General features: G+C 45.4%; 16 protein-coding genes. 8 read left to right on the top strand and 8 right to left on the bottom strand.

Annotated features, from left to right (window positions below; all coding sequences use genetic code 11):
• Positions 1 to 8: 8 nt before the first annotated feature.
• Positions 9 to 617: an NAD(P)H:quinone oxidoreductase gene (wrbA, locus tag ICN39_RS05200; RefSeq protein ID WP_216233014.1), complete on the bottom strand. Its 609-nt coding sequence runs from the start codon at positions 615 to 617 to the stop codon at positions 9 to 11.
• Between the two features lie 22 nt (positions 618 to 639).
• On the opposite strand from wrbA, the gene ICN39_RS05195 reads away from it, so the two are divergent.
• The 4 genes from ICN39_RS05195 (at position 640) to ICN39_RS05180 (ending at position 4,348) form a co-directional block, all read left to right on the top strand.
• On the top strand, positions 640 to 1,488 hold the full coding sequence (locus tag ICN39_RS05195; protein ID WP_216233013.1) for a YhjD/YihY/BrkB family envelope integrity protein: 849 nt from the start codon (positions 640 to 642) through the stop codon (positions 1,486 to 1,488).
• 78 nt (positions 1,489 to 1,566) lie between these two features.
• Positions 1,567 to 2,022, top strand: coding sequence for a CBS domain-containing protein (locus ICN39_RS05190; protein ID WP_216233012.1), 456 nt, complete (start codon positions 1,567 to 1,569; stop codon positions 2,020 to 2,022).
• 43 nt (positions 2,023 to 2,065) lie between these two features.
• Positions 2,066 to 3,178: a chorismate synthase gene (gene aroC, locus ICN39_RS05185; protein WP_216233011.1), complete on the top strand. Its 1,113-nt coding sequence runs from the start codon at positions 2,066 to 2,068 to the stop codon at positions 3,176 to 3,178.
• 12 nt (positions 3,179 to 3,190) lie between these two features.
• On the top strand, positions 3,191 to 4,348 hold the full coding sequence (locus ICN39_RS05180) for an MFS transporter (protein ID WP_216233010.1): 1,158 nt from the start codon (positions 3,191 to 3,193) through the stop codon (positions 4,346 to 4,348).
• A gap of 13 nt (positions 4,349 to 4,361) precedes the next feature.
• On the opposite strand, the gene ICN39_RS05175 is transcribed toward ICN39_RS05180, so the two are convergent.
• Genes ICN39_RS05175 through ICN39_RS05155 form a run of 5 tightly spaced genes read right to left on the bottom strand, consistent with a single transcriptional unit; the run spans position 4,362 to position 7,966 of the window.
• Positions 4,362 to 5,156, bottom strand: coding sequence for a peptidylprolyl isomerase (locus ICN39_RS05175; RefSeq protein WP_216233009.1), 795 nt, complete (start codon positions 5,154 to 5,156; stop codon positions 4,362 to 4,364).
• A gap of 47 nt (positions 5,157 to 5,203) precedes the next feature.
• Entirely contained in the window at positions 5,204 to 5,488 is a 285-nt protein-coding gene (locus ICN39_RS05170) for a BolA family protein (protein WP_216233008.1), read from the bottom strand.
• Positions 5,485 to 6,033 carry a septation protein A gene (locus ICN39_RS05165; protein ID WP_216233007.1) on the bottom strand — a complete coding sequence of 183 codons (549 nt, stop codon included), beginning with the start codon at positions 6,031 to 6,033 and terminating at the stop codon, positions 5,485 to 5,487. The genes ICN39_RS05170 and ICN39_RS05165 overlap by 4 nt, the downstream gene beginning before the upstream one ends.
• Before the next feature lie 26 nt (positions 6,034 to 6,059).
• Positions 6,060 to 6,470, bottom strand: coding sequence for a peptide-methionine (R)-S-oxide reductase MsrB (gene msrB / locus ICN39_RS05160; protein WP_216233006.1), 411 nt, complete (start codon positions 6,468 to 6,470; stop codon positions 6,060 to 6,062).
• 29 nt (positions 6,471 to 6,499) lie between these two features.
• Positions 6,500 to 7,966 carry a YdiU family protein gene (locus tag ICN39_RS05155; RefSeq protein WP_216233005.1) on the bottom strand — a complete coding sequence of 489 codons (1,467 nt, stop codon included), beginning with the start codon at positions 7,964 to 7,966 and terminating at the stop codon, positions 6,500 to 6,502.
• A 54-nt stretch (positions 7,967 to 8,020) separates the two neighbouring features.
• On the opposite strand from ICN39_RS05155, the gene ICN39_RS05150 reads away from it, so the two are divergent.
• Positions 8,021 to 8,503: a PaaI family thioesterase gene (locus ICN39_RS05150; RefSeq protein WP_216233004.1), complete on the top strand. Its 483-nt coding sequence runs from the start codon at positions 8,021 to 8,023 to the stop codon at positions 8,501 to 8,503.
• 2 nt (positions 8,504 to 8,505) lie between these two features.
• Here ICN39_RS05150 and ICN39_RS05145 read toward each other — a convergent pair whose 3' ends face one another.
• Together ICN39_RS05145 and ICN39_RS05140 are read right to left on the bottom strand one after the other, a co-directional pair.
• Positions 8,506 to 9,363, bottom strand: coding sequence for an NRDE family protein (locus tag ICN39_RS05145; RefSeq protein ID WP_216233003.1), 858 nt, complete (start codon positions 9,361 to 9,363; stop codon positions 8,506 to 8,508).
• Between the two features lie 8 nt (positions 9,364 to 9,371).
• Entirely contained in the window at positions 9,372 to 10,379 is a 1,008-nt protein-coding gene (locus tag ICN39_RS05140) for a folate-binding protein YgfZ (protein WP_216233002.1), read from the bottom strand.
• Between the two features lie 20 nt (positions 10,380 to 10,399).
• Here ICN39_RS05140 and mltG point away from each other — a divergent pair, with 20 nt between their 5' ends.
• The 3 genes from mltG to ICN39_RS05125 are packed head-to-tail and all read left to right on the top strand — an operon-like array spanning position 10,400 to position 13,246.
• Positions 10,400 to 11,473 (top strand): endolytic transglycosylase MltG, encoded by a 1,074-nt coding sequence (gene mltG / locus ICN39_RS05135; RefSeq protein ID WP_216233001.1) that lies wholly within the window; start codon positions 10,400 to 10,402, stop codon positions 11,471 to 11,473.
• 12 nt (positions 11,474 to 11,485) lie between these two features.
• On the top strand, positions 11,486 to 12,124 hold the full coding sequence (gene tmk / locus ICN39_RS05130) for a dTMP kinase (RefSeq protein ID WP_216233000.1): 639 nt from the start codon (positions 11,486 to 11,488) through the stop codon (positions 12,122 to 12,124).
• A gap of 3 nt (positions 12,125 to 12,127) precedes the next feature.
• Positions 12,128 to 13,246, top strand: a complete 1,119-nt coding sequence (locus ICN39_RS05125) for a DNA polymerase III subunit delta' (protein ID WP_216860982.1) — start codon at positions 12,128 to 12,130, stop codon at positions 13,244 to 13,246.
• The last annotated feature ends 9 nt before the right edge of the window (positions 13,247 to 13,255 follow it).

Genomic DNA, 13,255 nt, shown 5'->3' with positions numbered 1-13,255 from the left:
TAAATGCATTACCTTTTATTTTGATAAAGCATTAATGCGGTCTCGGCTAGACGTTTGCCTTGCGCCTTTGCTAAGCGCTGCTCTTCAGCACTGATAGGCGCACGTGCATCAGCGTGAGCAAGATGGGTAACTCCATAAGGACTGCCACCTGTATTTGAAGACATGAGGTCGGGTTCGCTATAAGGAATGCCCATTAGCATCATGCCGTGATGCAGTAGTGGAATCATCATTGTTAAGAGGGTACTTTCTTGACCGCCATGCATACTACCGGTGCTTGTAAAGACGCAGGCTGGCTTGCCAATCAGGGCGCCATTCAGCCACTCAGAAGAGCTACCATCCCAAAAATATTTCATCGGCGCTGCCATATTGCCGAAGCGGGTCGGAGACCCCAAGGCAAGACCAATGCACTCCTGTAGGTCAGAATATTCAACATAAGGGGCGCCATCCTGGGGTACCGCTGCCTCTGTTGCCTCACAAACGGCAGATATGGCAGGAACCGTTCTCAAGCGGGCATTTGCCCCCGGAACGCTTTCAATACCCTCGGCGATCAGGCGCGCTAGATCCTTGGTTGCACCATAACGGGAGTAGTACAAAACTAAAATATCGTGTTGGCTCATATTGATCTCTTATGATACGGCGATGCGCCTTATTCGTAACCCCCAATTATGGCTCTCTCTTGCTAAAGAGATCTGGGAGCGTAATCGCGGTCAAAATTTGAAGCAAATTGCGGCCAGCTTAGCATTTACAACGACTTTATCCATGGTGCCCATGGTGACCATCGCGACCATGTTAATAGGCCAGCTCCCAAGCGTTATCCAGGTTAAAAATAGCTTTAGGTCCTGGCTTTTGGATACCTATATGCCGGGCGGCATTAATCAACAGGTATTTATTTACTTAGATCAATTTTCATCCCAAGCAAAAGGTCTTACCTATGTGGGCTTGGCGGGGCTGATCATTACGACAATCATGACCTTGGCGGTGATAGAGGGCGCCTTCAATCAAATATTCAAGGTCACTGCAAGACGTCCTTTATATAAAAAAATTGTGATTTATAGTGCGGCAACTATCTTAGGTCCGATACTGCTTGGCGTTGGCATTTATTTGAGTGGCGTTTTATTTAGCGCTTCGGAAGGGTGGATCAGCGCAGTATCGTTTGGCTTTCAATTGGTGGCTGCGATTACCCCTATCCTTTTGGCCATTCTGGTCTATACGGTGCTCTATAAAATTCTTCCCTATGCCAAGATTTTGTGGCGGGACGCCTTTGCGGGAGCTTTCGTAGCAGCGCTTGCCTTTGAGTTGATGAAATTTGGGTTCGCCATTTTCTTGGGTAATACAGCCTTCTATAAGACGGTATATGGGGCTTTTGCGATCTTTCCTCTAGGTTTAACGTGGATCTATATGACCTGGTGGATTACCTTAACCGGCGCGGTATTGGTGGCCAATTTGCCGGATATTCGAAGCGGCGTCATTAGGGTTATTCGTTACTAAAAGGTATGCCTAGGCTCTTGATTCAAAGAGGCCTTGAGTCTATATTGGGGTTATAAATACATTGTTTTTGGAGACCAAATGAAAGTACGTGACATATTACGCGTCAAGGGAAGCACCCTTTTTACAGTTGCCCCTGATACAGCTCTGCAAACAGCAGTGCTAGTAATGAGCGAGCACGATATTGGTTCTTTAGTCGTAATGGAATATGACAAGCTAGTTGGTATTCTGACTTTTCGAGAAGTTATTGCCGCTTTAGCTAAGCATCACGGAAAGCTTGAAGGTCTACAAGTGAGTTCCGTAATGAATCAAATGCCCTTGACATGCAATATGGAAACCGAGATTGATGAAGTCCGTCGCATGATGTTGGTGGACCACGCCCGCTATTTGCCTGTAGTCGACCAAAAGATGTTGATGGGCGTTATTTCTTTCTACGACGTAGCAAAATCAGTGGTGGAAGCTCAAGACTTCGAAAATACGATGCTCAAGGCCTATATTCGTGATTGGCCGGAAGATACTGAAAAAGCAGCTTCCTAAGCGCTTCTAACCATCATTTTCCGACAAATGACATAATGACGGTATGTCTGGAAATACTTTAGGTCTTCTTTTTACTGTCACCACTTTTGGTGAATCCCACGGTCCCGCAATCGGAGCTGTTGTTGATGGTTGCCCGCCGGGAATGAGTCTTTCCGAGGTGGACATACAGCGGGACTTGGATCGCCGCAAGCCAGGTACGTCAAGGCACGTTACCCAGCGCAAAGAAGAAGATAAGGTTGAGATCCTATCTGGTGTATTTGAGGGCAAGACAACAGGTACGCCAATTGCGCTATTGATTCGCAATACAGACCAACGCAGTCAAGACTATGGCGACATTTTGCAGACCTTCAGGCCTGGCCATGCAGATTATGCGTATCAAAATAAATATGGGATTCGTGATCCACGTGGTGGTGGTCGTTCATCGGCTCGCTTAACAGCGCCCGTTGTTGCAGCGGCAGCGATTGCAAAAAAATGGATGCATGAGAAATATGGCACTGAGTTCTATGGCTATATGAGTCAATTGGGTGAACTTGAAATTCCTTTTAAAGATGCCACTCAGATTGATCAGAACCCATTTTTTGCAGCTAATTCTGAAATCATCACTCAGCTTGAGGGCTATATGGATGAGCTGCGCAAAGCAGGGGACTCCTGCGGTGCACGTATCGAAGTTCGAGCTCGCAATGTTCCAGCGGGCTTGGGAGAGCCTTTGTTTGATAAATTGGATGCTGATATTGCACACGCCATGATGGGCATCAATGCAGTGAAAGGTGTTGAGATTGGTGCTGGCTTTAAGTCAGTAGCTCAACGCGGTAGCGAGCATGGGGATGAACTTCATCCTGATGGCTTTGCGACTAATAATTCAGGCGGCACTTTAGGCGGTATCAGTAGCGGCCAGGATTTGCGTATTTCCATCGCAATCAAACCAACTTCAAGCATCATGAGTCCGAAGCAGTCCATTGATTTAGATGGAAAGCCGATTACAGTACAGACTAAGGGCAGACATGATCCTTGTGTTGGCATTCGCGCAACACCAATTGCTGAAGCAATGTTGGCGCTTGTATTAATGGATCACGCTCTTCGCCATCGTGCCCAGTGTGCCGATGTTTCAGAAGTTGCATCTATTCCTGCCTCACAACCCGGCTCATTTCGCGACTAATTGGCTTACTAGATGACACCTTCGCTTCGCTGGGCCTTCGGGTCCTTTTTCTTTTTATATTTCGCTTATGTTGGATTGGTCTCTCCATACGCTAGCCTGTTCTTTTTGGAGAGAGGCTTCAGTGTTATAGAAATTGCTGCATTGATGTCTATGCTGCAGATCACTCGCATTGTTGGCCCATTTTCTTGGGGTTGGTTATCAGACTACCTTTCTAATCGCATTAGCATTATTCGATTCTGCGCATGTCTTGCGGCGGTTGTTTTCTTATGCATCAATTTCTTGCATAGCTATATCGGGTTTTTTATTTGGATGTTTGTTTTACACACCATTTTGAGCAGCTTGATGCCACTTGGTGAGTCAGCCACTATTCATGCCCTATACAAAGACAATTCCTTTGACAAACGTTATGGACGTTTGCGTCTGTGGGGTTCTATCGGCTTTATTGCCATGGTCCTTGCTGCAGGTGAACTATTTCAGCGCATGAGTATTGGGCTTTATCCAATTGTAGGCACCGTTGTTTTGCTTGCTCTAGCCTTAATCACTTTTTGTCTGCGCGAGCCCAAAATGGATCGTCGCAAAATGGTAAAAGGGGAGTTATTGGTAGTCCTCTTTAACCCAGACGTTCGGTGGTTTTTGGTGTCGGGATTTTTTATGATCTTTGCGCACGCGGCTCTTTATGTCTTCTATTCTCTTTACCTTTCAAACCTTGGCTACAATAAATTTCAAATTGGTCTCTTTTGGGCTCTAGGTGTTTTTGCTGAAGTGGTTTTCTTTTACTTTCAAAGCAAGGTATTGAGCAGATTAGATGCCGAGGTAATCCTGCAGGCTGCTTTTGGAATTGGCGTTGTCAGATTTGCCTTAATAGCCTTCCTCCCAATTACTTCTGTTTTGATTGTGGCGCAATTAATGCATGCTGGCACTTTCGCCGCGCACCATAGCGCAGCTAACAAAATGCTGCAACGCTGGTTCACGGGACCGGTACAGGCTAGAGGCCAGGCTTTGATGGCCACCATTTCATATGGCCTAGGCGGATCTCTCGGGGGGTTGTGTGCTGGCTGGATATGGGAGGCATCTCAACCAAGAGATGTGTTCGTAATGTCCGCATTTGCATGCGGATTGGCGGGTATGGCAATCCAAAAACTCAGACCACGACGTTACCCCGCCAGATAAAACGATTTAACTTTTATTGAATCTTTGCTTTAGCGCGCAGTTTCTGCATCATTTCTGAGAATTTAGCTTTTTGCCAGTTCTTATCAGAGATGATCATCTGTTTCAATTGAGCCTTCATTTCTTCAAAGCTTGGGGCCTGAATATCACGAGAATCGATCACCTTGATAATGTGCCAACCAAACTGTGATTTCACAGGCTTATCAGTAATTTGGCCATTTTTGAGCTGAACCATTGCTTTAGAAAACTCTGGTACCAATGCTTTATCGCTGACCCATCCAAGATCGCCACCATTTTTAGCTGAACCTGGATCGAGTGACTTTGCCTTGGCGATATCTTCAAAATTAGCACCGGCCTTAAGCTGCGCAGTAATTACTTTGGCATCCGCCTCTTTTTCCACCAAGATATGTTCTACGTGATATTCCTTGCCAGTGTATTGCGCCTTTGCTGATTCATAAGCAGCCTTCAGATCAGCTTCAGCAACACCTTCCTTCTCAACATAATCCTCGAATACGGCGCCTACTAAAACTCCCATGCGCGCTTGCTCTAATTGCTCACGTACCATTTCATTCTGAATGACGCCACGCTTGTCCGCTTCCTGCAAAACCAATTCACGCGTGACTAACATCTCACGAGCTTGATCGCGCACTTGTGGGTTGTCGGGCTGACCTGAACGTTGCACCAGCTTATCTAATTGAGCCTTAGGAATCGCTTTGCCATTCACAATGACTGCATTTTGTGCAATTGCATTAGCGGAAAAAAGAGCGGCGCCAAGAAGGCTGATTGAGAGTAATTGACGTTTATTGAACATGATTTTGGTAATTAAATAAAAGGGGATAGAGTTATTCTAAAGTAGCTCTAGATGGCAACTTCGTCTGGGGCTAGAGCGGTAATGGTCAAAGCATGAATTTCCTTGGGTATATGGCGATTCAAGGCTGCGTAAATAGCCCTGTGGCGGGCAACCAGACCCAAACCTCGAAACTCTGGAGCAATGATTTCCAGTCGAAAATGACCGCCGCCACTAGCTGCGCCTGCATGTCCAGCATGAAGATGACTTTCATCTTCAATCTTTAAGACTTGAACCTGAAAAGCCTTGCGCAGATCTGCATCGAAAGCGGCAATGCGTTGTTGGTTAATGTTCATTCGCTGGGGTGCTCCATATGTTTGGAGAGCCATACTCCTTGAAGGATGACAAAAGCTAATAGAAGGCCAGTGCTACCGAATAATTTAAAGTTAACCCAAGTTTCTTCTGAGTACTCAAAAGCAATATAAAGATTGAGTGCGCCCATGATGAGGAAGAAAATAGCCCACGCCATATTAAGTCTATGCCAAACCGAATGCGCAGATCCTGCTTTGAGCGTCACCTGTTTTCCCATCAAAACCTGTATCCAATTCTTTTGAAAAAATTGAGCACTGATGAATAGGGCTCCAGAAAAGAGCCAATAAAGAGCTGTCGGCTTTAGTTGAATAAATGTTTTGTCATGCAAGAAGATCGTTAGGCTACCAAAAACAACAATCATGACCAGGCTTACCCATTGCATAGCATCGATCTTGCGATGACGGTAATAGACCCAAAGAATCTGTCCGATAGTAGCAACCATGGCTACGATGGTCGCCGTGTATATGTCACCAAGCTTAAAGGCAACAAAAAAGAGAATGATGGGGAATAGATCGAATAAAAATTTCATAACGAGATTATCCAGCTATTTACCGGTTACTCAGTTTTTGTAGGTATAGCGTTCATACCTGGCTCAAAACTCAGGGATGCGGAGTTAATGCAGTACCGCAAACCGGTTGGCATTGGACCATCTTCAAATACATGCCCTAAATGGGCATCGCAGTTTGCACAGCGGACTTCGGTACGAATCATGCCGTGAGTGGTATCTCGAATTTCCTTAATTGAGTTTGGAACTTCTGGCGCGTTGTAGCTCGGCCAACCGCAACCAGCATCAAACTTGGACTCCGATAAAAAGAGTGGTGTGCCACAGCAAACACATTGATAGCGACCCTTGTCCCAGTGATCCCAATATTTGCCAGTAAAAGGGCGTTCAGTAGCAGACTCTCTAGTGACTCGATATTCAATATCACTTAACAATTGCTTATATTCTTGATCCGTTTTTTTCATGTTGACTCCGAAAATATATTTACTTGCATTTATGATGAACAGCTGACTTCGACTGCATTCAAGTTGGGGGGCGGTGCCAGTGAATAAGCGTCATATTCTGACTGCTCATCAAAGGGCCTGCTTAAAATTTCGAGCAGTTTTGAAACTTCTGAAAAATCCTTCTTCTGTGCCTGTTCAATAGCAAACTGTGCGAGATGATTCCGAAGTATGTATTTAGGATTTGCTTGATTCATTGCTAGCTGGCGCTCCGAGTCAATGCTAGATTCATTCTGCAAGCGAGCAACATAATCAGTAAGCCAGATATCAATTGCTTCACGGTCAATAAAATCATCTCTTGATGAAAACGTCGATATAGGCAGCTTTGAGTTGAGCTTTCCAAGATTGCGAAAGAAGCTCGTGAAGTCCACCTTTGAATCATGCATAGCCTGTATCAGCCTCTCAATCAAGGCAACATCTCCATCTTTTTCTGCTGAGAAGCCCAATTTCTTGCGAAATAAAGATTGCCATGTTTGTGCATAAGTTATCGGGAACTCTTCAAGAGCTAAACGCAATAGATCTTGCGCTTCTTTTTCGCTGTGACGAAGCTCAAGTAGTGGAATCATCGAGCTAGCTAAACATGCCATATTCCAATGCATAATTTGCGGTTGACGATGATAAGCATAACGACCGCTTTGATCGCTATGATTGCAAATATGATCAATCTGAAATTGATCTAAAAATCCAAAGGGGCCATAGTCAATAGTTAATCCAAGTACACTAATATTGTCGCTATTGAGAACGCCATGACAAAAGCCAACAGACTGCCATTGAGCTACTAATTTCGCATTACGTTTGCAAATTCTTTTGAAAAGATCTAAGTAGGGTTCATCAGCCTGTAAAGATTCTGGGTAATGAATTTCCATCAGGGAATCAGCGAGCTCTTTTAGCCTTGCATGGCTTTGGAGTGAGGCGTAATGCTCAAAGTGGCCCACCCGTATAAAACTTGGCGCCAATCGAGCACATACTGCTGCAGTTTCCATAGTTTCTCTTCTTATGGGCAAATCCGAGCCAACAATCGATAGCGCTCTCGTAGTTGGAATACCAAGTGCATGCATTGCCTCGCTACACAAAAATTCTCTAATAGATGATCGCAGTACAGCTCGCCCATCACCCATGCGAGAAAATCGCGTTTTACCGGCACCTTTGAGTTGTAATTCTTGCCCAGCAATATCACCCAACAATATTGCGCGTCCGTCACCTAGTTGACCAGCCCATACACCAAATTGATGTCCGCTATAGGCTGTAGATATGGGATTTGGAAATTGATGGCAAGCTGTGTGGAGCTGATTTCCAGACAATACCTCTAGCCATGTCTTGTCTGCCGGTAGATTATTGGCATCCAGATCAATCCCCACCAATTTGGCCGAGGAAGGTGAAAATGCAACCCAGTATGGATTGGGTATAGGAGTTGGGAGGGTTGCTTGGCAGGCATCATCGCCGCGTAAAGAAAAGGCCATAGGGCTATTCTAGGTGGATTTACTAAATCACGTACATGCCTCTAAAATTGAATTATGAATAAACATGTCCAAATTAATCCGCAGACCCAATTGGCTCATTTAGGGGAAGAATTGAACGTTCCCTTTTTAAAGCTTTTGGGGGTTCGTTGTTTAAGCGCCGAAATGGGTAAGGGGGAGATTTTGCTTGCCCTTAAGCCTGAGCATAACAACACCTGGGAAGTTGCTCATGGAGGCGTTTTGTTAACGCTGATGGATGTGGCAATGGCTGTTGCAGCACGCTCTGGTGATCCCGGTGATCGGAGTGTGGTGACAATTGAAATGAAGAATAATTTTATGCAAGCCGCAACAGGTGTATTAAGAGTGAAGGCTGATACTGTTCGCAGAACAGCTACCATGGCCTTTTGTGAAGCCAAGCTTTATAACGACCAAGGTGAAATTTGCTGCATGTCTACAGGCACCTTCAAGTATTTGAAGCGTTTAGCAACCCGGAATGCAGATGGTGATCGGGTTGTGAATGATGACGGTCGCTCTGAATAATGCTAAACGGATAAATTAGAATCCGATGCTGAGCTAAGAGCGCCTGTTACAACGTCATGACCCACAGTTCCTGAGGCATCAAAGCGACGTTCTACCATCTCAAACTGACCGTCTTTCCGCACCCTCAAAACTGTGCTTGAACGCGTTCCATAGGAGGGGGTTTTAATAAATGCCGGGGAGAGTGCCTTTTCCCACTCGCGACTAACCCCTGTGCTGGGAAGCTCGTTATCACTGGCTTGATGGGTATCAGCCAATAGCTTTAAATACGGATCCGCATTTTTGAGTTGGCCTTGATCCATAGCCAAAGCCTGTGCAAACGCAGCTACACGATGGTTTACTTTGGGCCACGGTGTATCCAACATGGCATTAGAAAGGCCATAGACCCCGGGCTCTAAAGTTTGCCGTGGAAAAACTTTACGCGGACGAATGCTTTGCCCCATCATCATGCGGTTGCTAACCCAATGCATTTCTGCGCTGGCTGGGTCGCTTAAATCCGCCATTAAAAGATTGAAACCGTTGTATTGATGAAAGCGTTTTGCATTGTCTTGAATAAATTCAGAGGGGCGTTCATTGCCGGTGAGATACATCAAGGATAGTTCGCCACGCGTTCTGGAATCGGGATTTTTTTCGCTAGGTGCCCGAACGTTTGTTAAGGCTGCGAATTTTCCAGTCTTTGTAAATCCAAGCCATGTACCAGGACTGCCTAATACATCAGCCCGATCTCTACCCGCCAAAACATGGGGATGTTCAGACCACCACGAGACACCATCGGTGTTGCGCTCATAAAACTCATCACGATTCGCAGCCACTACCAGGGAATATTCTGGATGAGAATTCCAGGCAAAGAGAATGAGACACATAGTAAGTATTAAATTTCGAGCAAAGGGTAGGGCAATAAATCTATTTTTAACACAGGTCCCTCGGTGCTACCGAGATGAATTTCCCCAATTTCAAGCGCTTCTAGCTTGCATTCGATTTGTAGATCTATGCGCTCTCCGTTCTCTGGGGTGCGTGATGATAAAACCACCATTCCCGCAGGCTGGGAGGGATCATTAGAGTGGAAAAGTTCAGCGCCCGGTACGGCTAATTCTTCATTTGGAGTATTGATGAGTAGATGGGCGATTTGGAGTCGGCGTTTAATGGCGCCACGGTATTGACTTCGCGCAACGATTTCTTGGCCTGGATAGCATCCCTTTTTAAAATCAACGCCAGCCACAGATTCAAAATTAATCATTTGAGGTACAAATTGCTCTTGGGTGGCTTGAACAATTCTGGGGATAGCACTTAAGACCTCAAGCTCATTCCATGCTTCAAGCTTATCGTTCGAATCGTGCGCGCTCGATTGCTTGTCAACTGGGGTGGCCAATAAAAGACGAGCAACCGATCGATTATTTGTGTAAACATCGGGCATACGTAAAGCGATGGCGCTCGGATCAAACTTGAAATCAACAATCTGCTCTTCAGAGCCGTAAAGTCCAGAAACAGTCCAATCAGCAGAAACATCGATTACTTTTACCCTGGAGCGTAAAACAAACATGGATAAACGTTTTGCAGTACTTGCGGCAATATCTTTTGAAATAAATAAAGCAAAGCGATCTTCGGCATCCTCGCTAGATGGAAACAATCCAAGCCAGGCGCTTGCAAGCAGCCTCCCTTTTGGGCTGCAATAACCTATTAAACGAGTAGCCGCCGAACCCTTAGCGATATGTCCAGGCAAAATGCGAGCCAGCCCTAAAACCGAGTTTGTTAATTGATTTTGTAAAAAACTAGCAGCATCTGCTCCCTCAACCAGGATTAATCCCCACTGCGGCAAATTGCAGGGTAGGGAAGTGGGGTTATTTAGCCAGTTTTGCTCAATTTGGGGGGTATTTATCATGACCCTTTTATCATAGCCTGATGAGCAGAAAAATTCAGAGCAGATCTCTATTTATTAAGAAAAACTCAAAAGATCGAGGCCTAAAGTATTGTTTGACCTTTTTAGCACTATTTTTAGGACTAACTTACGGCGGCATTTTCTTATTGCCAGCGGTGCCCAATATTCCCAATGTTGATAGCGCTCCCGTTTACAAAGTGAAGATTAATCCAAATTCCAGCCTTTCTAGTATTGCGGGTCAGTTGAGTGAGCAAGGCTTATCAATTAATCAATTCACCATACAGCTTGGGGCTAGAAGTCTTTTCGTGGGATCAAAACTAAAGCCAGGCACCTATATGCTTCCAGTTGGAGGAAGTCTGGGCAAAATATTGCTGCAAATTGCTCGTGGTGATCGAGTAAGGGAGAGTATTGCAATTATTCCGGGCATGACTATTTGGCAATTGCGGAGTGTTATCGATGCGCACCCAGCCCTCATCCATCAAACAAAGGGGATGAGTAATAAAGAGCTTCTACAGGCTCTTAATCTTAGCTACCCTAGCGATGAAGGCCTCTTTCTTCCTGATACATATATATTTGATCCAGATGAACTGGATTTAAATATCTACCGTAGATCGGCGCAGGCCATGCAAAAGCAACTCAACCAGGCTTGGGGCCAAAAAGCATCTGGACTACCCCTAAAAACACCATATGAGCTATTAATACTTTCTTCAATTATTGAGAAGGAAACTGGTCGTATAAGCGATCGGGATATGATTTCTGCTGTATTTGAAAACCGTCTCAACAATGGAATGCCCCTTCAAACCGACCCCACGGTAATCTACGGAATAGGCCCTAAATTCGATGGAAATTTGCGGAAAGCAGATTTACGCAAAGACACTGCCTACAATACCTATATGCATAAAGGTCTACCCCCCAGCCCCATCGCGATGCCCAGCAAAGAGTCTATTTTGGCGGCTGCACATCCTGCTAAAAGTGGGGCCTTATTTTTTGTGGCAAAAGGTGATGGCAGTAGCCACTTTTCTCAAAGCTTAAAAGAGCATGAGTCAGCAGTAGATCGATATCAACGAAAAATTGCGCCTAGGACAGGCGCTAACTAAATTTATTTGACTATGACATCAGCACAAACCGGTTATTTTATTAGTTTCGAAGGTATCGACGGCGCAGGAAAGAGTACGCATGTTGATGCTTTTCGCAAACTGATGCAAGACCGCTACCCAAACAAAGAAGTAGTCATGACACGCGAGCCTGGTGGCACTGCTCTGGGTGAGCAATTGCGTAACCTGCTCTTAGATGCCCCCATGAATTTGGAGACCGAAGCATTATTAATGTTTGCTGCACGTCGTGAGCATATGGCACAAGTCATTGAGCCAGCTCTAGCCTCCGGAAAGATTGTTATTTCAGATCGCTTTACAGATGCCAGCTTTGCCTACCAAGGCGGTGGCCGTGGCTTGAGTTTGGCAAAGTTAAATGACTTAGAGCGTTGGGTTCAAGGCCGCCCTGATGGCTCCCTTTTGCAACCTAATTTAACCATCCTGTTTGACTTGCCAGGCGAGATCGCAGAGGCTCGCCGCTCAAAGGTTCGTGCCCCAGATAAATTTGAAAAGATGGATTTAGATTTTTTCGAAAGAGTTCGCCAGGAATACTTACGAAGAGCCAAAGAGGATTCGTCCCGCTTCCATCTGGTTGATGCCACCCAAACACCCGAAGCTATTTGGGATGGCCTGAAACTTATTCAGATTGCGCTTTAAGTGATGCAAAAGAATCAGATGGCGCCTTGGCTTCAGCCTCTATGGGAAAGCTTGGACTTTGCCAATTTCCCTAATGCGATTTTGTTGCATGGCCAGTCTGGAATCGGTAAGTTTGCATTTTCTGTTGAGCTTGCTAAGGCGCTTCTTTGTGAGAATTCAAATGCAGCAATAAAACCTTGTAATCAATGCGAGGCCTGCCACTGGTTCGATACTGGCAACCATCCGGACTTCATTTCCCTGGTTCCTGAAACACATCGAAAACTCATGCCTCATGCTGATTATGAGGCTGATGAATCCCCAAAAAGAGGTAAAGCCGCACGCGATGATGATGGTGATTCAGGCGAAAAAAAAGAGAAGAAAAATATCTCTATTGAAGAAACTCGCCATGCTATAGAAAATCTGTCTATTGGGTCACATCGTGGCGGCAATCGAGTGATATTAATTTACCCATTAGAAATGTTACGCACAGACTCAGCCAACACTTTATTAAAGTCCCTAGAAGAGCCTCCAGCAAATACCATCTTTATATTACTAGCCGATCGTGTAGATCGTGTATTGCCTACGATTCGATCACGCTGTCGACTTCTCGCCGCTCCACGCCCTGATCGAGCGCAAGGCTTAGCTTGGCTAAAAACTCAGCTGAATAAAATTGACGACCTAAAAGTAAATGATGTGGATGTTGAGACTATTTATGATGAGCAGGGCGGGGCGCCATTCTCAGTACTGAACTCACTGATTGCGAGACGCAACAAGGATGAGAAGGATGAGCTAACGATATCTATTCAGGCTTCACGCTATTTATTGCAATCGATGGCTCAAGGCGCGGTTATTAATTGGCTTGATACAGCTGAGAAGACGCACAAGGCGCAATACGGCTTTCTTTTGGCAAGCATGCAACGCTGGATTTCAGATCTACAGTCAGTAACCCAAGGGGGTGGGCCGCGTTATTACCCGAAGCACATAACAACGCTGCAGGGACTATCAAAAGCAGTGAACGTCCAAAGAATGCTCCAGTTCTGGAAGTCTCTGGTGCAGGCTCGCCGCCATGAGAATCACCCTCTGGCAAACCGCATCCAGTTGGAAGCATTGCTTTCCCAGTACCAACAGATTTTTGGCTCATAAATTAAGTCT

The organism is Polynucleobacter sp. AP-Reno-20A-A9, assembly GCF_018882085.1.
Lineage (GTDB): Bacteria > Pseudomonadota > Gammaproteobacteria > Burkholderiales > Burkholderiaceae > Polynucleobacter.
The sequence above is the reverse complement of the archived record's forward strand: the minus strand, read 5'-3'. Positions and strand labels throughout refer to the sequence as shown.

Excerpts from the sequence above, each read along its gene's own strand:
- ICN39_RS05175 (WP_216233009.1), bottom strand. The coding sequence starts at position 5,156 with ATGTTCAATAAACGTCAATTACTCTCAATCAGCCTTCTTGGCGCCGCT.
- ICN39_RS05170 (WP_216233008.1), bottom strand. The coding sequence starts at position 5,488 with ATGAACATTAACCAACAACGCATTGCCGCTTTCGATGCAGATCTGCGC.
- wrbA (WP_216233014.1), bottom strand. The coding sequence starts at position 617 with ATGAGCCAACACGATATTTTAGTTTTGTACTACTCCCGTTATGGTGCA.
- ICN39_RS05145 (WP_216233003.1), bottom strand. The coding sequence starts at position 9,363 with ATGTGTCTCATTCTCTTTGCCTGGAATTCTCATCCAGAATATTCCCTG.
- ICN39_RS05190 (WP_216233012.1), top strand. The coding sequence starts at position 1,567 with ATGAAAGTACGTGACATATTACGCGTCAAGGGAAGCACCCTTTTTACA.
- mltG (WP_216233001.1), top strand. The coding sequence starts at position 10,400 with ATGAGCAGAAAAATTCAGAGCAGATCTCTATTTATTAAGAAAAACTCA.
- ICN39_RS05125 (WP_216860982.1), top strand. The coding sequence starts at position 12,128 with ATGCAAAAGAATCAGATGGCGCCTTGGCTTCAGCCTCTATGGGAAAGC.
- ICN39_RS05195 (WP_216233013.1), top strand. The coding sequence starts at position 640 with ATGCGCCTTATTCGTAACCCCCAATTATGGCTCTCTCTTGCTAAAGAG.
- tmk (WP_216233000.1), top strand. The coding sequence starts at position 11,486 with ATGACATCAGCACAAACCGGTTATTTTATTAGTTTCGAAGGTATCGAC.
- aroC (WP_216233011.1), top strand. The coding sequence starts at position 2,066 with ATGTCTGGAAATACTTTAGGTCTTCTTTTTACTGTCACCACTTTTGGT.
- ICN39_RS05140 (WP_216233002.1), bottom strand. The coding sequence starts at position 10,379 with ATGATAAATACCCCCCAAATTGAGCAAAACTGGCTAAATAACCCCACT.
- ICN39_RS05155 (WP_216233005.1), bottom strand. The coding sequence starts at position 7,966 with ATGGCCTTTTCTTTACGCGGCGATGATGCCTGCCAAGCAACCCTCCCA.
- ICN39_RS05180 (WP_216233010.1), top strand. The coding sequence starts at position 3,191 with ATGACACCTTCGCTTCGCTGGGCCTTCGGGTCCTTTTTCTTTTTATAT.
- ICN39_RS05165 (WP_216233007.1), bottom strand. The coding sequence starts at position 6,033 with ATGAAATTTTTATTCGATCTATTCCCCATCATTCTCTTTTTTGTTGCC.
- ICN39_RS05150 (WP_216233004.1), top strand. The coding sequence starts at position 8,021 with ATGAATAAACATGTCCAAATTAATCCGCAGACCCAATTGGCTCATTTA.
- msrB (WP_216233006.1), bottom strand. The coding sequence starts at position 6,470 with ATGAAAAAAACGGATCAAGAATATAAGCAATTGTTAAGTGATATTGAA.